Below are 21035 nucleotides of genomic sequence, written 5' to 3'. Positions count from 1 at the left end.
ACGTGCGGGCCGGCCGGCGGCGCCGTCAGGTGAGGAGGAAGTCGGCCTTGCCGGACTTGGCCCCCTGGATGAAGGCGGCGATCTCGCCGTGGGTGTAGATCAGCGCGGGCCCGTCGGGGTCGGCGGACTGGCGGACCGCGACCCGGCCGTCGGCGAGCTTCATCGCCTCGACGCAGTTGCCCCCGTTCCCCCCGCTCCACGGCTTGTGCCACCCCTCCGCCCCGAGTTCGGCGGCGGGCATGCCGTTGTATATGCGCTTCGCGCTATCCATTCACAGCTCCTTGCGGAAACCCCGGAGGATTTCCTTCGTGCGTTGTGCCGTGGCGGCCTGGGCCGCCATGCGGTCCATGACCTCCAGGTGCGAGGCCACCTCGGGGCGCGCGTCGAGATAGACGGCGCCGGTCAGGTACTCGCTGTAGACCATGTCCGGGAGCTCCGGCATCGCGAAGCGGAAGAGGACGAAGGGTCCGTAGGTGCCGGGGTGGTGGCCGGTGGCGAACTCGGCCAGCTGGAGGGTGACATTGGGCAGTTCGGCCGCCTCCAGCAGCCGGTCGATCTGCGCCCGCATGACGGCGGGGCCGCTGCCCACGGGTCGGCGCAGCACCGTCTCGTCCATGATCACCCACAGTTTGGGGGCGTCGGGGCGGGTGAGCAGCGACTGGCGTTCCATCCGGAGGGCGACATGGCGCTCGATGTCGTCCTGCCCGACCTGCCCGAGGGCCCCGCCGCGCAGGATGGCGCGCGCGTAGTCCTCGGTCTGGACGAGGCCGGGGACGAACTGCGGCTCGTAGGCCCGGATGACGCTGGCGGCGCCCTCCAGGCTCACGTACATGCTGAACCAGCCGGGCAGGACGTCGTGGAAGCGCTGCCACCAGCCGGGTCTGTTGGCGTCCTCGGCCAGCCGGACGAAGCCCTCCGCCTCGTCGGCGGGCACCCCGTACGCCTGCAGCAGCAGCTGCACGTACGGGATCTTCAGCGCGACTTCCGCGGTCTCCATCCTGCGGATCGTGGCCGGGGCCACGCGGAGCACCTTCGCGGCCTCCTCACGCTTGAGGCCCGCGCGCTCCCGCAGATCCTGCAGACGCTTGCCGAGTACGACCTGTCCCACGGTGGGGGCGGACCGCGGCTCGCTCACTGGTGACCTCCCCACGCTGTTTCCCCGAGTGTGCCATGCGACGGGCAGAGAGAACACCGCACTCTGCAATTTTCAGAGTGCCACTTGCCAAGTGTCCGAGTCGGGAGGAAAGTATTCCGGTGAACCAGTTGGTGAACCAGTTCACTCGGTCGCCGCAACCGCCATGGAGAGGCGGGGCGGCACCGCTCCCCCACTGTGAGGAATCGGTCGTGGCTCCTGGTAACGCGCTCACCCCCCGGCTCATGGCCCCACGACCGCCGATCTCCGCCGACGTCCGCCGCTTCTCCTTCGAGCTTCCCGCACTCGCCCGGTCCGCGGCCAGAGCGCGGCACCTGGTCGAGGAACGCCTGCTGCTCTGGGACGTCGACGCCACCGTGAGCGACGCCGTGACCCTGGTGGTCTCCGAGCTGGTCACCAACGCCGTGGTGCACACGGCCAGCCACCGGGTGGTGTGCGAACTGCGCGACTGCGGCGAGCGGTTGCGGGTCACCGTGCAGGACGAGGGGTGCCCGGCGGCGGCGCCGCGGCTGCGGCGCGGCTCCCCGGAGGAGGGCGGCCGGGGCCTGCTGCTGGTGGACGCGGTCAGCAGCGCGTGGGGCGCCCACGACGCGCGGCACGGAGCGGGACGCGTGGTCTGGGCGGAGCTGGCGCACGGCTCGGACCTGGGGGGCACGTGCTGAGGACGATGGCCACGCTGCTGTCGGCGCGTGGCCGTCCGGGACCGGTCCGGCAGGACGCGCCCGAGGGCGAGATACGCCTGTCCCTGCCCGCCTCCCTCCCCGCGGCCCTGGGCTGCGACGCCGTCGGTGTGCCGGCGCGCCACGGCTTCCGGCTGATGTCCCGGCTGCCCGGCAACGGCTGCGTCTTCGCCGACACGGACTGGTGGTGGTGGATCGTCCCGGCGGGCTCGGACGCCGATCTGCGCTGGCCGCTGCCCGCCTGTTACGCGGTGGAGGCGCGCGTCCCGGACCGGCGCCCGCGGCTCATCCACCGGCCCGACACGACGTCGCCGTACACCCCGCCGATCCCGCTGTACCTCATGATCTGCCAGCTCACCGGGGTCGCCCCCGCCTGGTCCGTCCCGGGCGTCGGCACCCCCCTCTGACCCACCTCACCGCCGCGGCCCTCCGCCAGGGCCCGCGGCGGCCGGGGGGCGCGGGCCCCCCGGGGGGGGGGGGGGGGGCGCGGCCCCGGGGGGCCCCCCCCGGGCCCCGGGGGGGGGCGGGGGGGCCGCCCGGGGCCCCCCCCCGCCATGGGCCCCCCCCCCCCGCCGCGCCCCCCCCCCCGGGCCCGGGGCGCCCGGCTCGCGCGGCCCCGGCTGGGGGGCGGGGCCGCGCGAGCCGCGGGTGCCCCCTCGCGGGCCCGGGGGATCGAGCGGGTTCCGCTCCGGGGCCCCAGCCGGGTGGGTTCCGCTCCGGAGCCCCGGGCCGGGCGGGCGACACGGGGCGCCCGCCCGTACTCCCGTCCGTACTCCCGTCACGTACGCACTCCGTCACCGTGCCGTTCCGTCCGGTGAACCGCTCCCCCGCGCCCGCCCGGCCGTCGTGACGCCCCCTCCCCCGCCCCTCGGGGGGTGACAAGGGTTTTCCCCGTATCGGGTCCGCCGCGGGTTTCCCTACTGTCTGCCGCACCGGGGGTTCCCGTGCACCTGGATGTCAGGTGCATGTAAAGGGAGCCGCCGGTGACGGTCCCGCCCCAGGGGCCGTCGCGCCGGCGGCGGCGCGAGGGGCATACCCGGCCCGGTACCGCGACGTGCCACCCCCACGGCACCACCCGCGGCCACCACGCGCCCGCCGCCCGTCGCGTCCCGCACCGTCAGCCGCTCCGGGAGTCGCCGGAGCTGCCCTGAAAGGGAACACCTTGAACGGTTCCAGGCGGAGACTCATATCCGTCGTGGCGGCGAGCGCCACGATCCTCGGCGTGACCGCCACCTCCGCGGTGGCCCTCGCCACGGAGGCCACCCCCACCCCCAAGCCGGTCGCCCCGGCCTCGCAGGCCATGTCCGCGACCACGCCGCCGAGCGCCCCCGTGGACAAGGTCATCGTCACCTACAAGTCCCGCACCGCCGAGGCCACCTCCAACACCGCGGCGAAGACCGACGCCACGGCAAAGGGCGCGGCGACGGGCGAGACGCTCAGCTTCGAACGCCGCCTCGCGGGCGGCGGCGCCCTGGTCGACCTGGGCGACGCGACCGGGCAGGACGTCTCCGAGGTGATGGCCGCCTTCCGCGCCGACCCCCAGGTGGCGTCCGTGGAGGCCGACCTCCGCGCGTACCCGATGGCCGTCGCCCCCAACGACACCGAGTACGCCAAGCAGTGGGACCTCTTCGAGCCGACCGGCGGCATGAACGTGCCCGGCGCCTGGGACAAGTCCACCGGCAGCGGCGTCACCGTCGCCGTCATCGACACCGGCTACGCCGCCCACGGCGACCTGAGCGGCAACACGGTCTCCGGCTACGACTTCATCTCCGCCTCCGCCGACGCCCGCGACGGCAACGGCCGCGACGCGAACCCGGCCGACGAGGGCGACTGGAACGCCACCGACGGCGAGTGCGGGCCCGGTTCCAAGGCGAGCGACTCCTCCTGGCACGGCACCCATGTCGCGGGCACCATCGCGGCGACCACCCACAACGCCAAGGGCGTCGCGGGCATCGCGTACGGCGCGAAGGTCCAGCACGTCCGGGTGCTCGGCAAGTGCGGCGGCGCGTCCTCGGACATCGCCGACGCCATCACCTGGGCCTCCGGCGGCAGCGTCCCGGGCGTCCCGGCGAACCCCACGCCCGCCAAGGTCATCAACATGAGCCTGGGCGGCCCCAGTTCGTCCTGCCCCAGCGTCTACCGCAACGCCATCGACGGAGCCGTCTCCCGCGGCACCACCGTCGTCGTCGCGGCGGGCAACAGCAACGCCAACGCCTCCGGTTCCACCCCCGCCAACTGCGCGAACGTCATCAACGTGGCGTCCACCAGCCGTGAGGGCAACCGGTCCTTCTACTCCAACTTCGGCTCCTCCGTGGACGTCTCGGCGCCCGGCGGCGAGACCCGGCGCGGCACCGACACGCCCGGCACCGTCACCACGCCCGAGAACGGCATCCTCTCCACGCTGAACTCCGGCACCACCACCCGGTCGGCGGAGAACTACAAGCCCTACCAGGGCACGTCGATGGCCGCCCCGCACATCGCCGGCCTCGCCGCGCTGATGGAGTCGGCCAAGCCCGCCCTGACCCCGGCCGAGATCGAGTCCGCGATCAAGGCCAACGCCCGCCCGCTGCCCGGCACCTGCACGGGCGGCTGCGGAACCGGCATCGCCGATGCCACCAAGACCGTGAACGCCGTGACCGGTGCTACCACCCCCGGCACCGGAGCGGCGTTCACGAACTCCACGGACGTGGCGATCGCGGACAACGCCACCGTCACCTCCCCGCTCGCGGTCTCCGGCCGCACCGGCAGCGCCCCGGCCGCCCTGAAGGTCGCCGTGGACATCAAGCACACCTGGCGCGGCGACCTGGTCGTCGACCTGGTGGCGCCCGACGGCACCGCGTACCGGCTGAAGAACTCCAGCGGCAACGACTCGGCCGACAACGTCCAGACCACCTACACGGTCGACGCGTCGAGCGAGGCGGCCAACGGCACCTGGAAGCTCCAGGTGCGGGACGTGGCGACGGGTGACACCGGCTACATCGACTCCTGGGGCCTGACCTTCTGATCCCCCCGGAGGACCGGCATCCGCACAGGTCAGGGGCGTGCCCGCGGCGATCCGCCGCAGGCACGCCCGCTTGTGTGTTCGTCCACATACCGGACAGCACACCTGGACTCCGGCGGCCGAGTTCGTATGCTGCGCTCCCGAGGGAGATCGCGGCGCGGGCAGGGGATCCGTGCGCCGGAGGGTGGTGGTCGCAGGTGAGGTCGACGCCGTACCCCGCCACGCCGTCCGCCGCGGCCACGCCGTACGGCGCCGGCCGGCAGCCCGGCCGGGCCGCGCCCGTGGGACGGGCCGACCTCCTCGCCCGTCTCGACCGGGTCCTCGCGGGCCGCGGCCGGGCCCTGCTCACCGGCCCGCCCGGCGCCGGCAAGACGGAGGTCGCCCGGGCGGCGGCCGACCGGGCCGCGGCGCGCGGCGAGACCGTGGTGTGGCTCGCCCCCCAGCCGGCCGACCAGGCCATGGCCGGGGCTGCGGCGGCGGCCCTCGTCGCCTCGGTGCCCGCCTTCGCGCTGGACGGTCTGCCCGGCCCGCAGCGGGAGGCCGTCGCGGTGCTGTGCCGCGAGTCCGCCGCCCTCGACGGCGCCCGCGACCCGATCGCGCTGCGGCTGGCCGTCGCCGGGATGCTGCGGACGCTGGCCGAGCGGGCGCCGGTCCTCCTGGTGGTGGACGACGCCCAGCGCATCGACCCCGACAGCGCCGACCTGCTGCGCTTCGCCCTCCATCTCGCGCCGCCCGCGCTGCGGGTGGTCGCCGTGGAGACCCCCGCGCCGTACGCCGGGGGCGGCGCCGACAGCGGGGGCGCGCCCCTGCCGCTGTGGGTGGCCCCGGAGGCCGACGTCCTGCTGGTGCCGCCGCTGCACGCCGACGAGATGGCCGAGCTGCTCGTCCACCACCGGCTGCCCTCCCGGCTGGCCGGGCGGATCCACCGTGCGAGCGGCGGCAACCCCCGGCTCGCGCTCGCCGTGGGCCGCTCGCTGGCCGACGCCACCGCGCCCGTGCACCACGCCGAGGCGCTGCCGCTGTCCGGGCGGGCCCGCGACGTGGCGCGCCGGATGCTTGCGCCGGTCTCCGCCCCCGTACGGGCGACGCTGCTGCTCGCGGCGCTGGCGCTGCGCCCGACGACCGCGCTGCTGCGGCGCGCGGGACGGCCCACGGCCGAGGCGGAGCTGGCGGCGGCGGAGCGGGCCGGGCTGATCTCGCTGACCGAGGACGGCACGGTGGCGTTCACCGCCGGGCTGCTGCCGACCACGCTGGTGCACGACACCTGCTGGACCGAGCGGAGCCGGGGGCACGCCGCGCTCGCCCGGGTCGCCGACGACCCGGTGGAGGCGGTCCGGCACCGGGCGCTGGCCAATGACGTGCCCGACGAGGAGCTGGCCGCCGAGGTCGCCGCGGCGGCCGACACCGCGCGGCGCCGCGGCAACAGCACGCTCGCCGCCGAACTGGCCCTGCTGGCCGCCGAGACCACCCCCGCGGGGCTGGGCCGCCGCCGGCTGGACCGGCTGGTGGACGCCGCCGAGGAGGCGGCGCGGGCGGCGCGCGCGGACCTGGCGATGCGTGCGGCGGCGGACCTGCTGGCCCGGGACGCGTCGCCCGCCGACCGGGTCAGGGCGCGGCTCGCGGTGCTGGACACGGCGGGCCAGGGCCTCACCGACCTGGACGAGATCTATGTGCACGCCATGGAGGACTCCGAGGGCGAACCCGCCCTGCGGGCCGCCGTCCTGCTGCGGCTGGCGGTCAAGTACGTGGTGGCGGACGGCGATCCGGTGCGCTCCCGCACGGCGGCGGTCGAATCGGCGGCCCTGGCGCGGTCGGTGGGCGACCGGCACACCGCCGCGCAGGCGCTGACCCAGCAGGCCAGGATGGACCGGGTGCTGGGGTCGCCGGGCGCCGAGCGGACCCTGGCCGAGGCGCGCGCGCTGGAGATGACCGACCGGCCGCTGGGCGTGCGCAACGCCGCCCAGATCCTGACGATCCGTCACGCGCTGTTCGACGACCGGCTGGCGGAGGCCCGCGACCAGCTGTACGCGCTGCTGCCGCTGGTGGAGCGGCGCGGTCCCGTCGAGGACGCGATCGAGCTGTTCCGCACCCTCGCCGAGGTGGAGACCCGGCGCGGCCAGTGCGCGGCGGCCCTGGCGCACGCCGGGCGGTCGCTCGCGCTGACGCTGGAGGCCGGGCTGTCGCCGGGGCCCGCGTGGTACGCGCTGGCGCTCGCCGAGACCGCCGGGGGCAGCTTCGCCCGGGCGGCGGGGTACGCGCTGCGCAGCGTACGGGCGTCGGAGGAGGAGGGCGACCATGTCTTCCTGTCCCGGAGCCTGTACGCGCTGGGGCGCGTCCAGCTGGTCACCGGGGACGTGACCGGGGCGCTGGAGTCGCTGCGGCGGGTGCGCGACGGGGAGGGCACCCAGTGCGCGGTGGACCCCTCCATGCTGCGCTGGCACGAGGAGCTGGCGGAGGCGCTGCTGGCGGCCGACGCCCCGGACGAGGCGCAGGCGCTGCTCGCCGACGTGGGCCCGGTCGCCGAGCGGCTGGGCCGTACCACCGTGCTGCTGGGCTGCGACCGGGTGTACGCGCTGTGCCTGGCGGCGGGCGGGAAGACGGACGAGGCGGTGGACCTGCTGGTGGAGACGGCGGACCGGTTCGCCGGGCACGGGCTGGTGCTGGAGCAGGGGCGCTGTCTGGTGGCCCTCGCGCGGGTGGAGCGGCGGCGGCGAAGACGGTCGGCGGCGCAGGCGGCGATGCAGGCGGCGGCGGGGGTCTTCGAGCGGGCGGGCGCCGTGCCGTGGCTGGGGCTGACCGCGGAGGCCCCCTCCGCCGGTGACCGCGCCCCGGCGCCGGCGGCGGGCAGCGCGTTGTCCCGGCTGACGGAGGCGGAGCTGCGCCTCGCGCGGCTGGTCGGGGAGGGCGCCAGCAACCAGGAGGCCGCCGCGCGGCTGTACCTGAGCGTGAAGACGGTGGAGGCCCGGCTGACGCGCATCTACCAGAAGCTCGACGTGCGGTCCCGCGCCCAGCTGGCGACGGCGCTCAACGGGTCCGGCGCCACGGCGCGGTGACCTCCCGGTCCGGGTCCGCCGGGCTTCTGCCGGAGGTGCCCGGGCGGCATAGGCTGAAAGGAGCGCAGTCGTTCCCGACGGCGGGAGGCGTCATGACATTCGTCCAGATCATCGACTGCAAGACGGACCGGGTCGACGAGATGAACCAGCTGCTCGACAGCTGGGCCGAGGCGACCCGCGGCAAGCGGACGGCGACCCACGCGATGATGGGCCGGGACCGCTCCGACTCCACCCATGTGCTGGAGATCGTGGAATTCCCCTCGTACGAGGAGGCGATGGAGAACTCGAAGCTGCCGGAGACCGACCGGATCTTCCGGGAGATGACGGCGCTGTGCGACGGTGAGCCGACCTTCACCGACCTGGACGTCGTCCGGGACGAGCAGCTCAACAAGCTGGTCGTGCGCAGCTTCGTGGAAGAAGTGATCAACAACGGCGACCCGTCGGCGGCCGACCGGCTGTGCACCGGCGACTACCGGGAGCACGACCCGTCCCTGTCGTCCTACGACGTGGACCTGGCCACCGCGAAGGCGGAGAACCAGGAGCTGTTCGACGCGTTCGCCCCGCACTGCGTGATCGAGTCCCTGGTGGCCGAGGGTGACACGGTGTGCATGCGCATGTCGTACCGGGGCCACCACCGGGCCGCGTACAAGGGCATCGAGGCCACCGGCCGCGACCTCTCGGGGACCGGGCAGGCGACCTTCCGCTGCGAGGGCGGGAAGATCGCGGAGAGCTGGTGGAACGTGGACGACCTCGGCCTGATGCGGCAGCTGGGCGTGGTGACCCAGGAGTAGCCGTACGCGGCCGGGGACCGGCCGGTCACGGTGCCGCGCCCGTGCCGGCCGGTCCGCCGGTGCCGTTCCCGGGGGGCGCCGGCCTCGGCAGGGGGCGTCAGCAGGGGGCCGTCAGCAGCGAGTCGTCCTCCGGCCGGGCGCCCGGCAGACGGTGGCGGGCGGCTATCAGGGCCGTGTCGACGTCCGCCGTACCGGTGGCGACGCACAGGGTGCGGGCGAGTTCGTCCATCCGCTCCCGGACCGCGGGGGCGCCCTCCTCGGCGTGCAGCAGCCGGAGCGTCTCGTACTGCTCGACCAGGTTGTTCAGGACCGCGGGGTGAGCCATCAGCACGGCCGGTCTCCTTCCTGCGACGCCAGGCGCCGGTTGTCTCGTGCGGCCCTGCTACCCGGTGATCCGTTCCGCATACCCGCCGACCATGGTTGGCTCCGTCCCATGACCAGCGCCCCCGTTCCCGGCTTCGCCGAGGCCCTGACCTCGCCGGACGCCCCTCTGGTGCTCGACGGCGGACTGACCGTGCCGCTGGAGGCGGTCGGCCACGACCTGACCGGCGCCCTGTGGTCGGCCCGGCTCCTCGCCGACCGTCCCGACGCGGTCGTGGCGGCGCACCTCGCCTACTTCCGGGCGGGCGCGCGCGTGGCGACGACCGCCACCTACCAGGCGACCTTCGAGGGGTTCGCCCGCCGCGGCATCGGCCACGACCGGGCGGCCGGACTGCTGGCGCTCGGGGTCGAGCTGGGCCGGGAGGCGGCCCGGCGCGCCGGGGCTCGGGCGCCCGGCCGGCCCCTGTGGGTGGCCGCCTCGGCGGGGCCGTACGGGGCGATGCTCGCGGACGGCTCGGAGTACCGGGGCCGGTACGGGCTGGGCGTGGCCGAGCTGGAGCGGTTCCACCGGCCCCGGCTGGAGGTGCTCGCCGCCGCCCGCCCTGACGTCCTGGCCCTGGAGACGGTGCCGGACGCGGTGGAGGCGCGGGCCCTGGTGCGGGCGGTGCGCGGGCTGGGCGTGCCGGCGTGGCTGTCGTACAGCGTGGCGGGCGGCGCCACGCGCGCGGGGCAGCCGCTGGAGGAGGCGTTCGCGGTGGTGGCCGGGTCGGAGGAGATCGTCGCGGTCGGGGTGAACTGCTGCGCCCCGGCGGACGCCGACCGGGCGGTGGCGGTGGCCGCGCGGGTGACGGGCAAGCCGGTGGTGGTGTACCCGAACAGCGGCGAGGCGTGGGACGCCGGTACGCGCGCGTGGCGCGGGAGCCCGGCGTTCACGGCCGCCCGGGTGGACGGCTGGGTCCGGGCGGGCGCCCGGCTGGTGGGCGGCTGCTGCCGGGTCGGGCCGGACCGGATCGGTGAGGTGGCACGGCTGGTGGAGGGGCGGGGGCCGGATCGTTGACCCGGCCGCCTTGACCCGTCTTCGTCGGGCGGTGATCCTGCCGGGGTGGACGCCCGCCTCCGACTGCCGCCGGACGACCGGGAGATGAGCCCGTGCACCGGGTTCACCCGGGCGCACTGGGAGGCGGTGGCCGACGGGCTGGTGCGGGCCGCCTGGCGGTGGGCGACGCCGGGCGGGGCGCTGCTGGACCTGCCGGGGCGGCCGTCGGTCTCCGGGGTGCGGTCCGACGGGCTGGAGGGGTACGCGCGGACGTTCCTGGCCGCCGCGTTCCGGGTCGCCGGGGCGGGCGGCGAGGACCCGTACGGGCTGCTGGAGCGGTACGCGGAGGGGCTCGCGGCGGGGACGCGCACCCCGGGCCGGGACGACACCGAGTCGTGGCCGCCGGTCCGCGACCACCACGCCGGGGGCCAGCCGATGGTCGAGGCCGCGTCGGTGGCGCTGGGGCTGCGGCTGACCCGGCCGTGGCTGTGGGACCGGCTCGGCGAGGGGACGCGGGACCGCGCCGAGGAGTGGCTGCGCGGGGCGCTGCGGCACACGCCGGCGCCCAACAACTGGTACCTCTTCCCGCTGACCGTCGCCGGGTTCCTCCGGTCGGTGGGGCGCGGGGACGCGGAGACGGACCGGGCGGTGGAGCGGGGCCTGGGGCTGCTGGAGGGCTGGTACCGGGGCGGCGGCTGGTACGCGGACGGCGACGGGCGGGCCTTCGACCACTACAACGGCTGGGCCCTGCACCTGTATCCGGTGCTGCACGCCCATCTGTCGGGCGACGATGCCCTGCTGGGGGTGTACGGGCCGAGGCTGCGGGAGCATCTGGAGGGGTTCTCGCTGCTGTTCGGCGGGGACGGGGCGCCGGTGTACTTCGGGCGGTCGCTGACCTACCGGTTCGCCGCGGGGGCGGCGGTGGGGCTGGGCGCGCTGACCGGGCACACGCCGCTCGCGCCGGGGGCCTCCCGGCGGCTGCTGAGCGGCTGCCTGCGGTACTTCCTGGACCGAGGCGCGGTGGACGCGCGGGACGGGCTGCTGACGCCGGGCTGGCACGGACCGCACGCGGCGACGCTCCAGCCGTACTCGGGCCCGGCCTCGCCGTACTGGGCGTCCAAGGCGTTCGTGGCGCTGCTCGTGCCGGCGGGCGATCCGCTGTGGACGGCGCGGGAGGAGCCGGGGCCCGCCGAGGCCGGCGGCGACCGGGTGCGGGCGCTGCCGGCGCCGGGGCTGCTGGTGCAGACGACGGCGGCGGACGGGATCGCCCGGCTGCACAACCACGGCAGCGACCACGTCCACCCGGCCGGGGGCGACACGGCGGAGGGCGGGGACGCGCTGTACGGGCGGTTCGCCTATTCGACCCGTACCGGCCCCACGTCCGCGGCGAACCCGGCCGACAACCATCTGTCCGTCGAGGTCGGCGGGGTGGCCTCGGTGCGCTGCCGCATCCGGCCGCTGGGCGCCGGGCAGGGCGACGGGTGGGGCTGGGCGGCCTCCTGGCACCGGCCGGTGTTCCCCTCGGGGCCGGCGGTGGTGCCGGGGCTGCGGGTGGAGAGCGTGACGGTGGTGCGCGGCCGGTACGAGCTGCGCGTCCACCGGGCGGTCCGCCTGCCGCCCGGGGCGCGGGTGCGGCTGACCGGCTGGGCGGCCGGCCCGGGGGAGCCGCTGGTGTCGCAGCTGCGCGGCCTGTACGGGTGGGAGGCCCCGGAGCCCGGCGAGGTGCGCGCCCCGCAGGGCACGGCGTTCACCCGCTGGGCGGTGCTGCCCCGGCTGACGGCGCGGGCGCCGGGCGGCGGTACGGCCCTGCTGGTGGCGCTGGCCTCGCTGACGGGCGAGCCGTCCCCGGAGCCGCCGGAGGGCGTGGCGGCGGTGGAGCGGGTGGCGGGCGGGGCGGACGAGGTGGTGGTGCGGTGGGCGGGCGACGGGGCGCGCACCCGGGTCGCGTTCGGCGGCCCGGCGCCGGTGGTGGCGCACGGGCCCTGACGAGGGTCGCGGGCCCTACCGTGCGAGGGCTTCCCCGGCCCGGGAGGGTGCCGGGGGTGTGCGGTCGGCGGCCCGGAAGGTGCGGCGGTAGGCGAGCGGGGAGACGCCGATCGCGGCGTGCAGGTGCTGCCGCAGGGAGGTGGCCGTCGCGAACCCCACCTCCCCGGCGACGCGGTCCACCGGCAGGTCGGTGGACTCCAGGAGCTGGCGGGCGCGGGCGACCCGCTGCCGGGTGAGCCACCGTCCGGGGCTCATACCGGTCTCCTCGCCGAAGCGGCGGGCGAAGGTACGGCTGCTCATCCGGGCGTGCCGGGCGAGGTCGGCGAGCGTCAGCGGCAGGTGCAGGTTCTCCAGGGCCCAGTGGCGGGTGGCGCCGGTGCCGCTGTCGGAGGTCTCGGGGACGGGCTGCTCGATGTACTGGGCCTGGCCGCCGTCCCGCCAGGGCGGCACCACGCATGCGCGGGCGACCTGGTTGGCCACCTCGCTGCCGTGGTCCTCGCGGACGATGTGCAGGCAGACGTCCACCCCGGAGCCGGCGCCCGCCGAGGTGAGGACGTCCCCGCCGTCGATGAACAGCACGTCCGGGTCGAGCCGTACGTGCGGGTACAGCCGGCGGAACAGCGGCACCAGGGACCAGTGGGTGGTGGCGGTGCGCCCGTCGAGCAGGCCGGCCGCCGCCAGCAGGAACGCCCCGGTGCAGATGGACACGATCCGGGTGCCGGGGCGGATCCGCGCGAGCGCGTCGGCGACCGGCCCGGGCAGCTCCCCGGCGGTGGCCATCGTCATGTCGTACGGCGGGATCACCACCGTGCCGGCCGTGGCCAGCGCCTCCGGGCCGTGCTCGACGGTGATGGAGAAGTCGGATCCGGTGCGCACCGGCCCGCCGTCGACGGAGCAGGTGAGCACCTCGTACCGCCCGTCGGCCCAGCCGAAGACGCGGTTGGGGATGCCGAGTTCGAAGGGATACACGCCGTCGAGGGCGAGGACGACCACACGATGCATGGCACGATTCTATCGGACATTGGCAATCGTGCCATTTTTTGGCCGCCTCTCCCCCGGCAGGGTGGAGCGCATGACAACGACAGAGACCATGCGCGCGATCAGCCAGGACGCCCACGGGGGCCCCGAGGTACTCAAGGAGGTACGGCTCGCACGGCCCGAGCCGGGCCCCAGCCAGGTGCTGGTCCGGGTGCACGCGGCCGGCGTCAACCCGACCGACTGGAAGCACCGCGGGGGCCGGATGTTCCTCGGCGACCCGCCCCACGTCCTCGGCTGGGACGTCTCCGGGACGGTGGAGGCCGTCGGGATGGGCGTCACCCTGTTCCAGCCCGGCGACGAGGTCTTCGGCATGCTGCCCTACCCGTACGGGGTCGGCTCCCACGCCGAGTACGTCGCCGGCCCGGCGCGCGCCTTCGCCCGCAAGCCCGCCGGGCTCGACCACGTCCAGGCGGGCGCCCTGCCGCTGGCCGCACTCACCGCGTGGCAGGCGCTGGTGGACACCGCGCGCGTGGAGGCCGGGCAGCGGGTGCTGATCCACGCCGCCGCCGGCGGTGTCGGCCACCTCGCCGTGCAGATCGCCAAGGCGCGCGGCGCGTATGTGATCGGCACGGCGAGCGCCGGGAAGCACGACTTCCTGCGCGAGCTGGGCGCCGACGAGGTGATCGACTACCGGTCGGTCGACTTCGCCGAGGCGGTGAGCGACGTGGACGTCGTCCTGGACACCATCGGCGACGACGACTACCGCGCCCGTTCACTGCGGACGCTGCGCCGGGGCGGCCTGCTGGTGTCGATCCTGCCCATGGGCGGCGAGGAGCTGGCCGCCCGGGCGGAGCCGCTCGGGGTGCGGACCGCGCTGATGCTGGTCGAGGCCGACCACGCGGGCATGAACGCGATCGCCCGGCTCGCCGAGGAGGGCCGGCTGCGGGCCGCCATCGCGGGCACCTTCCCCCTCGCGGACGCCGCCAAGGCCCATGAGCTGGGCGAGACGGGGCGCACGGCGGGCAAGCTGGTCCTCACCGTCGCCTGACGCCGGCGCACGCCCCGCCCCGCTCCCCGCTCCCCGGGGCGGGGCGTGACACCCTCGGCGCCCGTGCGTTGTGCGGGGCATGAAGCGCACGAACAGTGAAGAGAAACGGTTCTCGGGCGGCCCTGCCGGGCGGACGCCGGTGGTGGGCGTGGTCGTCGCACGGACGGGCCGGCTGGCGCGGCTCGGGGACCCGCTGGCGTACGTCATGGACCTGCTGGCCCCGAAGCTGCGCGGGCGGCTGCGCCTGGTGGGGCGGGACAGCCGCTCCACGGCGGACGGCGCGCGGCGGGCGGTGCGGGAGCTGGTGGAGGCCGAGGGGGCGCGGATCGTGCTGACCCTGGCCGGTACGGAGGTGCTGCCCGCGGTCGCCGATGCCTGCGAGGAGGCAGGGGTACCGTGCCTGTCGAGCACCTTCCCCTGGCAGGTCTACCACTACGGCGGCGGGCCCCGGCGGTGGACGTTCCACTTCTGCTGGGGCCTCGACGACATCGCGGAGACCTTCGCCGGCCTGTGGGAGGCGGCGGCCGGCCCGGAGCGCACCGTGGGGTGCCTGTGGAACGACGGCCCGCAGGGCGGCTGGTCGCGCCACCCCGAGCACGGGTTCGCGCCCGCCGCACGCGCGCGTGGACACCGGCTGGTGGACCCCTCCCCCGGCTACCGGGAGCCGGCGGCGACGATGGCGGACCAGGTGGCCGCGTTCCGGGCGGCGGGGGCCGACGTGGTCACCAGCGCCGCGACCGGGGCGGACCTCGGGCTGTTCCGCCGGGAGGCCGCCCGCCAGGGGCTGCGGCCCCGGATCCTGACCTGCTCCCGCTGGCTCGCCTACCCGCCCGCCCCCGGGGACGGCTCCGCGGCGTCCGTGGCGAACGTGGCGACGCTCGTCTACTGGACCCCCGCCCACCCCTACCGCTCGTCCCTCGACGGCACGACCGCCGCCGAGCTGGCCGACGCCTACGAGCGGGCCACCGGCCGGCAGTGGCTCCAGCCCCTGGGGCTGGCCCACGCCCTGATCGAGGTGGCGGCGCACGCCCTGGCCACGGCCGCCGACCCCGCCTCCCCCGAGTCGCTCGCCGGGGCGATCCGCGCGACCCGGCTCGCCACCGTCGCGGGCCCGCTGGACTGGACGGCCGGCCCGGTCCCCGGCATCGCCACCGTCACCCTGGCGGGCGGCCAGTGGCAGCGGGGCCGCGAGCACCCCTGGGAACTGGTGGTCGTCGACAACCGGAAGGTGGCGGGCCTCCCGGTGACCGGCGCGCTGCTGCCGCCGGAAGCGCCGTAGGGGCCCGGCACGGGCGGGGCGGCGGGCGGCGCGTATCGTGCGGGACGTGACGGTCACCTATGTGCTGGACGGCAGCGGGATCAGGTCCCTGGACGACTTCTGGCGGGCCGTCGGGGAGGCCGTGAACGGTCCGGGCGGCTACTTCGGCCGAAACCTCGACTCCTTCGCCGACTGCCTGGGCGGAGGGTTCGGCACGCCCGGCGACGGCGACTACACCGTCGAGTGGCGGGACCACCGGATCTCCGCCGAACACCTCGGCCACGCCGAGACGGCCCGCCGGCTGGAGTCCCTCCTGACGCGCGGTCACCCGTCCCACCGGGCCGGGGTCCGCGCCCGGCTGGAGGACGCCCGCGCCGGGCGCGGGCCCACCCTGTTCGACGAGCTGGTGGAGATCTTCGAGGAGCGCGTCCCGGGCGTCCTGCGGCTCATGTAGGCCGTGCCCACCGGCTCTTGCCGCTCCCGGCGGGCCGGGGGGTGCCCGGGCCGGGCTGCGGCAGCTCGGCGGGTGCGCGGCCGGCCGGTCGGGAGAAGTAATCCCTGGGCATTGTCAGTGGGTCTCCCTACGATGGTCACCAATTCCGAGTCCTCCTCGGTGACCTGCGCGGATGCCCGTGCGGGCCGCCGGGTCAGGGCCGGGCCCATCGCGATTCGTGAGGGGGGGACCCCGCGATCGCCCGACCCGCGCCCACGGCGGCCGTCAGGTGCCGTGCGGTGGCTCCCCGTACCCATGAACCTTTCCGCGTCCGACTCCTCGGTGAACACCTTCCAGGTGGACCTCCGGGGCCTGGTCGACCTGCTGTCCCACCACCTCTACTCCAGCCCGCGCGTCTATGTGCGCGAGCTCCTCCAGAACGCGGTGGACGCCGTCACCGCGCGCCTCGCCCACGACCCCGCCGCCCCCGTGGCCATCCGGCTCTCGGCCACCGGGGACGCCGTCGTCATGGAGGACAGCGGCATCGGCCTCACCTCCGAGGAGGTGCACAGCCTCCTCGCCACCATCGGCCGCAGCTCCAAGCGCGACGGACTGGAGAGCGCCCGGCGCGAGTTCCTCGGCCAGTTCGGCATCGGGCTGCTCGCCTGCTTCGTCGTCGCCCGGCAGATCCGGGTGGTGTCGCGCTCGGCGCGCCGGCCCGAGGAGCCGCCCGTCGAGTGGGTGGCGAGCGACGACGGCTCGTACACGGTCCGGACGCTGCCGCACGACGCCCGTACCGAACCGGGCACCACCGTCCGGCTGGAGCCGAGGCCCGGCGCCGAGGAGTGGACCGACCCGGAGCGGGTCCGCGCACTGGCCCGGGACTTCGGGTCGCTGCTCCCCCACGACGTGACCTTCACCGGTCCCGACGACGCCGCCCGCCCGCTCACCGAGCGTCCGGCGGTCTGGGACCGCCCGTACCCCACCCCCACCGCCCGCCGGGTCGCCCTCGCCGGGCACTGCGCCCAGGTCTTCGGCTTCACCCCGCTCGACTCCATCGACCTGGACATCCCGCTCGCCGGCGTCCGGGGCGTGGCCTACGTCCTTCCGTCCGCCACCAGCCCGGCCGGCCGGGCCGCCCACCGGGTGTACCTCAAGGGCATGCTGCTCACCGAGCGGGCCGACAACCTGCTGCCCGACTGGGCGTTCTTCGTCCGCGTCGTGCTCGACACCGACACCCTGCGGCCCACCGCCTCCCGGGAGCACCTCTACGACGACGAGACCCTGGCGGCCGTCCGGGACGCCCTGGGCACCCGCATCCGGGCCTGGCTCGGCGACCTGGCGGCCGGCGACCCCGAGCGGCTGGCGGCGTTCCTCGCCGTCCACCACCTGGGCGTGAAGTCGCTGGCCCGGCACGACGCGGAGCTGTTCTCGCTGATGCTGTCCTGGCTGCCCTTCGAGACCAGCGACGGCAGGGTCACGCTCGACGAGTTCACCCGCGCCCATCCTCGGGTGCACTTCACCCGGACCGTCGAGGAGTTCCGGCAGGTCGCCCCGATCGCCGCCGCGCACGGCCTCGGCGTCGTCAACGGCGGATACACCTACGACTCCGACCTCGTCGCCCTGCTCCCCCGGGTGCGGGACGGCGTCACCGTCGCCGAGCTGGACGCGGGCGCCGTCACGGCCCACCTCGACCCGGTCGGCCCCGCCGAGGAGCTGGCTCTCGCCGCCTTCCTCGCCACCGCCCGCACCCGGCTGGACCCGCTGGGGTGCGACGTGGCGCTGCGCGCCTTCCAGCCCGTGAGCGTGCCCGCGCTGTTCCTCGACGACCGGGAGGCCCGCCACGAGCGGGACCGCGCCGAGGCCGAGGAGGGGGCCGACGGGCTGTGGAGCGACATCCTCGGCGCGCTGCGCGGCTCGGCGCCACGCGCCCGCCTCGTCCTCAACCACAACAACCCGCTGGTGCGCAGGATCGCGGGCATCACCGACACCGACCTGGCCGGGACGGCGGTGGAGTCGCTGTACGGGCAGGCTCTGCTGATGGCCCAGCGCCCGTTGCGGCCCGCCGACACCTCCCTGCTCAACCGGGCGTTCCTCGGGCTCCTCGAATGGGCCACGCACCCCACCACCGCGCCTTCGGAGGGCGACCAGTGACCACCATCCCCGCGAACTCCCCCGACCGCACCCCGGAGGCGATCCGGCGCGCCCTGTGGGAGAACGAGTCCGCGCCCAACGGCCTCCTGCGCAACGCGCGCGCCGAGGAGCTGACGGCCGCCGCCGAGGCGACCGGCGACCGCGACCTGCTGCGGCAGGCGCTGTTCGGGCTCGTCAAGGCGTACGAGTTCAGTTCCGAGGCCGGCAAGCTGCTGGTGCCGTTCGCCCGGCTGATGCAGGAGTGGGACCGGGACCCGTCGGCCTTCGACCGGCAGGACAGCCATGCCTTCCACTGGATGTTCAAGTGGGCCAGTTCCGGGATGCTGGGGCTGCCCGACGTCCCGCTCGCCTCCATGGAACGGTGGCTGGCCGAGATGGAGTACCGCTACCGGGTGGCCGGCTACTCGGAACGGGCCGTGCGGCAGAGCGAGTTCCACCTCGCCGACGACACCGGCGACACCGAGCGGGCGGACCGGGCGTTCGCCGCGTGGACGGCGGCCGACCGGGACGCGATGGCCAACTGCCACGCCTGCGAGATCAACGCGCAGGGCGCGTACTGGGCGGACCGGGGACAGGACGAGGAGGCGCTGCGCGTCTGGGAGCCGGTCCTCGAAGGCGGTGCGAGCTGCATGGAGGAGCCGCACCGGGTGCTCGCCAAGTCACTGCTGCCGCTGGTGCGGACCGGGCGGGTGGACCAGGCGCGCGCCCACCACCTGCGCGGGTACCGGATGGCGCGGGGGAACGAGAGCCTGCTGCCGACGGTCGCCCGCCACATCGAGTTCTGCGCCCTCACCGGGAACGAGGCCCGGGGCCTCGAGCTGCTCTCCGACCACGCCGCGCACCTGTCGTCCGGCGGGGACCCGGGCTCCCGGCTGGACCTGCTCGGTGGGACGCTGGTGCTGCTGCGGCGGCTGCTCGTCCTCGGCCACGGGGACCGGCCCGCCATCGCCCACGAGGGGCGGCGGCACACGGTCCGGGAGCTGCACGACACGCTCGACGCGGAGGCGCGGGCCATCGCGGAGCGTTTCGACGAGCGGAACGGCAACACTTACGAGTCCGGCCGGCTGCGGGCCAGGCTGGAGCGGGAGCCCCTGCTGGAGAGCCTTCCGCTGGGGGTACGGACGGACCGGACGGCCTGGGAGCCCTCCGCCCCCGCCGCCCCCGTCCCCGCGCCCGGGGCCGCCGCCGGCGGTGACGCGCTGCCGGAGCTGGTCGCCGAGGCGAGGGAGCTGCGCGCCCAGGGGCACCCGAGGGCGGCCGCCGCGTGGGAGCGCGTCGAGCAGCTGGTGGCCCGCTCGGGTGAGGCGCCCGACGAGCGGCTCGCCGCCGACCTGCTGGACGCGCGGGCGGTCCGGGCCGGGCACGCCGACGAGGACGGCGCGCGGGAGCTGTTCGAGCGGGTGGCATCGGCCCACCGGAGCGTGGGCGAGCCGGGGCGGGCCGTGCTGGCCGAGCTGCGGCTGGTGATCGCGGCCGTCCGCTCCGGAGCGGCCCCGGACGAGGTACGGCGCCTGCTCGCGTCGGCCTCGGCGTCGGCGGAGGCGCTGGACCCGGACGACCCCAGCAGGGCGCGGCGGATCGCCACGGCCGCCCTGACACGGGTCAAGCTGAGCCCGCTCCTGACGGACCACCCGGCGCAGGACGACGGGCCGGAGAGCGAAGGGGCCGGTGAGCCGGAGAGCGAAGGAGCAGGCGAGCCGGAGGGGCACGACCGGCACGTCGACGCCGAACTGGCCGCGTTCGTCGAGGAGTTCTCGGCGGTGTCCGGAGGGTCGACCGTCGAGGACCTGCTCGCCGAGGCGGAGTCGATGCGCGCCGCCCTCGCCTGGCGCGCCGGTGCCGTGGAGCGGGCGGAGGCGCTGCTGGCCTCCGCCGCGCGCCGGTGCGCCGACGCGGGCCGCCCGTGGGAGGCGGCCGACCCCGGGATGCGGCTCGCCCGGCTGCTGATGGACACCGGGCGCCTCGGGGCCGCCGAGGACGCGGCGCGCACGGCGCTCGCCCACGGCTCCGAGATCGTGGCGCCGGAGGAGCAGGGCGCGCTGCGGCTGACCCTGGCCGAGGCGCTGTACCGGCAGGACGGCAAGGAGGCGGAGGCGGCCGACCACGCGCTCCGGGCCGCCCACTGGTTCGACGCCGCCGGGGACTCGGCGGGCGGCGGGGCGTACGCCCGGCTGGTCCTGGCGCAGTCCCTCGGCGAGACCGGCCGCGCCGCCGAGGCCGCCGAGGTGCTGGAGTCCGCGCTGCCGGAGCTGCTGGAGCACGGCGAGGAGCGGGCGGTACGGGCGCGGGACACCCTCGCCCGGAGCCTGCGGGCGCTCGGTGACCACCGGGCGGCGGCCGAGCAGTACGTGCTGGCCGCCGAGGTCGCCAAGGGCTGGGACGACCCCGGGGCGCACGCCCACTTCGCGTCGCTGGCCGCCGAGTGCCTCTCGGCGGCGGGTCTGCGGGCGGAGGCCGTCGCGGCGTACCGCCGGGTCGTGGAGCTGTGGCAGGAGGCCGGCGCCCAGGTCTCCCTCGCGCGGGCGCTGCGTTCCCTGGCGTGGCTGGAGGCGGAGGGCGGCGACAGGGGCACGGCGCGCGAGCTGATGGCGCGGGCGCTGGACGCCGTGCGCGGCGACGCGCCCGAGCTGCTGCTGGAGCGCGCACGGACCTGGGCGCAGACGGCCGAGCTGCTGCTCGACGAGCTGTACGAGGACGACGATGACGATGACAACGGCGACGATCACGACGACGCCACAGGCGTCACGGTCGCCGGGGAGGACGCCGACGCGAAGGACGAAGAGGGCGTCCGGCGTGAGGTGGTGGCCCTCCTCGAACGGGCGGAGGAGGCGTTCGCCGCGCTCGGCCCGGACGTCCTGGAGGAGCGGGTGCGGTGTGTCGCCCGGCTGGCGTGGACCCTGCGGGACCTGGGCGCCGGCGCCGAACCGGCCGCTCCGGTCCGGGCGCTGATCGCCGAGGTGTCCGCGCTGGACTCGGAGGAGGCCCGGGCGTTCCTGCCGCGCCTGGAGTCGCTGGTGGGCCAGGTGACCAGGAACCACGTGGCCGGGTGACCGGGCCGGCCACGCGACCGGGCCGGCCACGTGACCGGTTGACCGGGCCGGCCGCCGGGTCCGGCCGGGTGTCCGGTCGCCGGGGCTCGCCGC

General features: G+C 76.1%; 16 protein-coding genes. 12 read left to right on the top strand and 4 right to left on the bottom strand.

All coding sequences use genetic code 11. From position 1 onward, the window contains the following. Positions 1-25: 25 nt before the first annotated feature. On the bottom strand, positions 26-271 hold the full coding sequence (locus ACF08D_RS03460) for a DUF397 domain-containing protein (protein WP_392220815.1): 246 nt from the start codon (positions 269-271) through the stop codon (positions 26-28). Further along, positions 272-1135: a helix-turn-helix domain-containing protein gene (locus tag ACF08D_RS03455; protein ID WP_392220814.1), complete on the bottom strand. Its 864-nt coding sequence runs from the start codon at positions 1133-1135 to the stop codon at positions 272-274. A 209-nt stretch (positions 1136-1344) separates the two neighbouring features. On the opposite strand from ACF08D_RS03455, the gene ACF08D_RS03450 reads away from it, so the two are divergent. The 5 genes from ACF08D_RS03450 to ACF08D_RS03430 all read left to right on the top strand — a co-directional run bounded on the left by ACF08D_RS03450 (position 1345) and on the right by ACF08D_RS03430 (position 8678). Next, positions 1345-1815, top strand: a complete 471-nt coding sequence (locus tag ACF08D_RS03450) for an ATP-binding protein (RefSeq protein ID WP_392220813.1) — start codon at positions 1345-1347, stop codon at positions 1813-1815. After that, the gene (locus ACF08D_RS03445; RefSeq protein ID WP_392220812.1) at positions 1809-2240 is read left to right on the top strand and encodes a hypothetical protein; all 432 of its coding nucleotides are present in this window, start codon (positions 1809-1811) and stop codon (positions 2238-2240) included. Before ACF08D_RS03450 ends, ACF08D_RS03445 begins: the two co-directional genes overlap by 7 nt. Positions 2241-3028: 788 nt before the next feature. Continuing rightward, complete coding sequence (locus ACF08D_RS03440) at positions 3029-4837, top strand: S8 family serine peptidase (protein ID WP_392221205.1); 1809 nt, start codon at positions 3029-3031, stop codon at positions 4835-4837. Between the two features lie 278 nt (positions 4838-5115). Further along, the gene (locus ACF08D_RS03435) at positions 5116-7887 is read left to right on the top strand and encodes an AAA family ATPase (RefSeq protein ID WP_392221204.1); all 2772 of its coding nucleotides are present in this window, start codon (positions 5116-5118) and stop codon (positions 7885-7887) included. A gap of 92 nt (positions 7888-7979) precedes the next feature. Then, positions 7980-8678 (top strand): ester cyclase, encoded by a 699-nt coding sequence (locus tag ACF08D_RS03430; RefSeq protein WP_392220811.1) that lies wholly within the window; start codon positions 7980-7982, stop codon positions 8676-8678. A 97-nt stretch (positions 8679-8775) separates the two neighbouring features. Here ACF08D_RS03430 and ACF08D_RS03425 read toward each other — a convergent pair whose 3' ends face one another. Beyond that, a complete protein-coding gene (locus ACF08D_RS03425; RefSeq protein ID WP_392220810.1) occupies positions 8776-9009 on the bottom strand; it encodes a DUF5133 domain-containing protein in 234 nt (77 codons plus the stop codon). 102 nt (positions 9010-9111) lie between these two features. Between ACF08D_RS03425 and mmuM the strand changes: the two genes are divergently transcribed. After that, the gene (gene mmuM / locus ACF08D_RS03420; RefSeq protein WP_392220809.1) at positions 9112-10056 is read left to right on the top strand and encodes a homocysteine S-methyltransferase; all 945 of its coding nucleotides are present in this window, start codon (positions 9112-9114) and stop codon (positions 10054-10056) included. An 84-nt stretch (positions 10057-10140) separates the two neighbouring features. Further along, on the top strand, positions 10141-12021 hold the full coding sequence (locus ACF08D_RS03415) for a DUF2264 domain-containing protein (protein ID WP_392221203.1): 1881 nt from the start codon (positions 10141-10143) through the stop codon (positions 12019-12021). A gap of 15 nt (positions 12022-12036) precedes the next feature. Here the strand turns inward: ACF08D_RS03415 and ACF08D_RS03410 are convergent, their stop codons facing one another. Continuing rightward, entirely contained in the window at positions 12037-13023 is a 987-nt protein-coding gene (locus ACF08D_RS03410; RefSeq protein WP_392220808.1) for a GlxA family transcriptional regulator, read from the bottom strand. 70 nt (positions 13024-13093) lie between these two features. Between ACF08D_RS03410 and ACF08D_RS03405 the strand changes: the two genes are divergently transcribed. From ACF08D_RS03405 to ACF08D_RS03385, 5 genes are all read left to right on the top strand, one after another. Then, positions 13094-14047 (top strand): NADP-dependent oxidoreductase, encoded by a 954-nt coding sequence (locus ACF08D_RS03405; RefSeq protein WP_392220807.1) that lies wholly within the window; start codon positions 13094-13096, stop codon positions 14045-14047. A 79-nt stretch (positions 14048-14126) separates the two neighbouring features. Continuing rightward, positions 14127-15326 carry an ABC transporter substrate-binding protein gene (locus tag ACF08D_RS03400; protein WP_392220806.1) on the top strand — a complete coding sequence of 400 codons (1200 nt, stop codon included), beginning with the start codon at positions 14127-14129 and terminating at the stop codon, positions 15324-15326. A gap of 46 nt (positions 15327-15372) precedes the next feature. Beyond that, positions 15373-15759 carry a barstar family protein gene (locus ACF08D_RS03395; RefSeq protein WP_392220805.1) on the top strand — a complete coding sequence of 129 codons (387 nt, stop codon included), beginning with the start codon at positions 15373-15375 and terminating at the stop codon, positions 15757-15759. Between the two features lie 294 nt (positions 15760-16053). Then, positions 16054-17892 carry an HSP90 family protein gene (locus ACF08D_RS03390; protein WP_392220804.1) on the top strand — a complete coding sequence of 613 codons (1839 nt, stop codon included), beginning with the start codon at positions 16054-16056 and terminating at the stop codon, positions 17890-17892. Then, positions 17889-20942 (top strand): tetratricopeptide repeat protein, encoded by a 3054-nt coding sequence (locus ACF08D_RS03385; protein WP_392220803.1) that lies wholly within the window; start codon positions 17889-17891, stop codon positions 20940-20942. The genes ACF08D_RS03390 and ACF08D_RS03385 overlap by 4 nt, the downstream gene beginning before the upstream one ends. Positions 20943-21035: the final 93 nt, after the last annotated feature.

Source organism: Streptomyces sp. NPDC015131 (assembly GCF_043079975.1).
Taxonomy (GTDB): Bacteria; Actinomycetota; Actinomycetes; order Streptomycetales; family Streptomycetaceae; genus Streptomyces.
This window is presented reverse-complemented; position numbering and strand designations above follow the sequence as displayed.

Excerpts from the sequence above, each read along its gene's own strand:
- ACF08D_RS03460 (WP_392220815.1), bottom strand. The coding sequence starts at position 271 with ATGGATAGCGCGAAGCGCATATACAACGGCATGCCCGCCGCCGAACTC.
- ACF08D_RS03430 (WP_392220811.1), top strand. The coding sequence starts at position 7,980 with ATGACATTCGTCCAGATCATCGACTGCAAGACGGACCGGGTCGACGAG.
- mmuM (WP_392220809.1), top strand. The coding sequence starts at position 9,112 with ATGACCAGCGCCCCCGTTCCCGGCTTCGCCGAGGCCCTGACCTCGCCG.
- ACF08D_RS03415 (WP_392221203.1), top strand. The coding sequence starts at position 10,141 with ATGAGCCCGTGCACCGGGTTCACCCGGGCGCACTGGGAGGCGGTGGCC.
- ACF08D_RS03410 (WP_392220808.1), bottom strand. The coding sequence starts at position 13,023 with ATGCATCGTGTGGTCGTCCTCGCCCTCGACGGCGTGTATCCCTTCGAA.
- ACF08D_RS03405 (WP_392220807.1), top strand. The coding sequence starts at position 13,094 with ATGACAACGACAGAGACCATGCGCGCGATCAGCCAGGACGCCCACGGG.
- ACF08D_RS03400 (WP_392220806.1), top strand. The coding sequence starts at position 14,127 with ATGAAGCGCACGAACAGTGAAGAGAAACGGTTCTCGGGCGGCCCTGCC.
- ACF08D_RS03390 (WP_392220804.1), top strand. The coding sequence starts at position 16,054 with ATGAACCTTTCCGCGTCCGACTCCTCGGTGAACACCTTCCAGGTGGAC.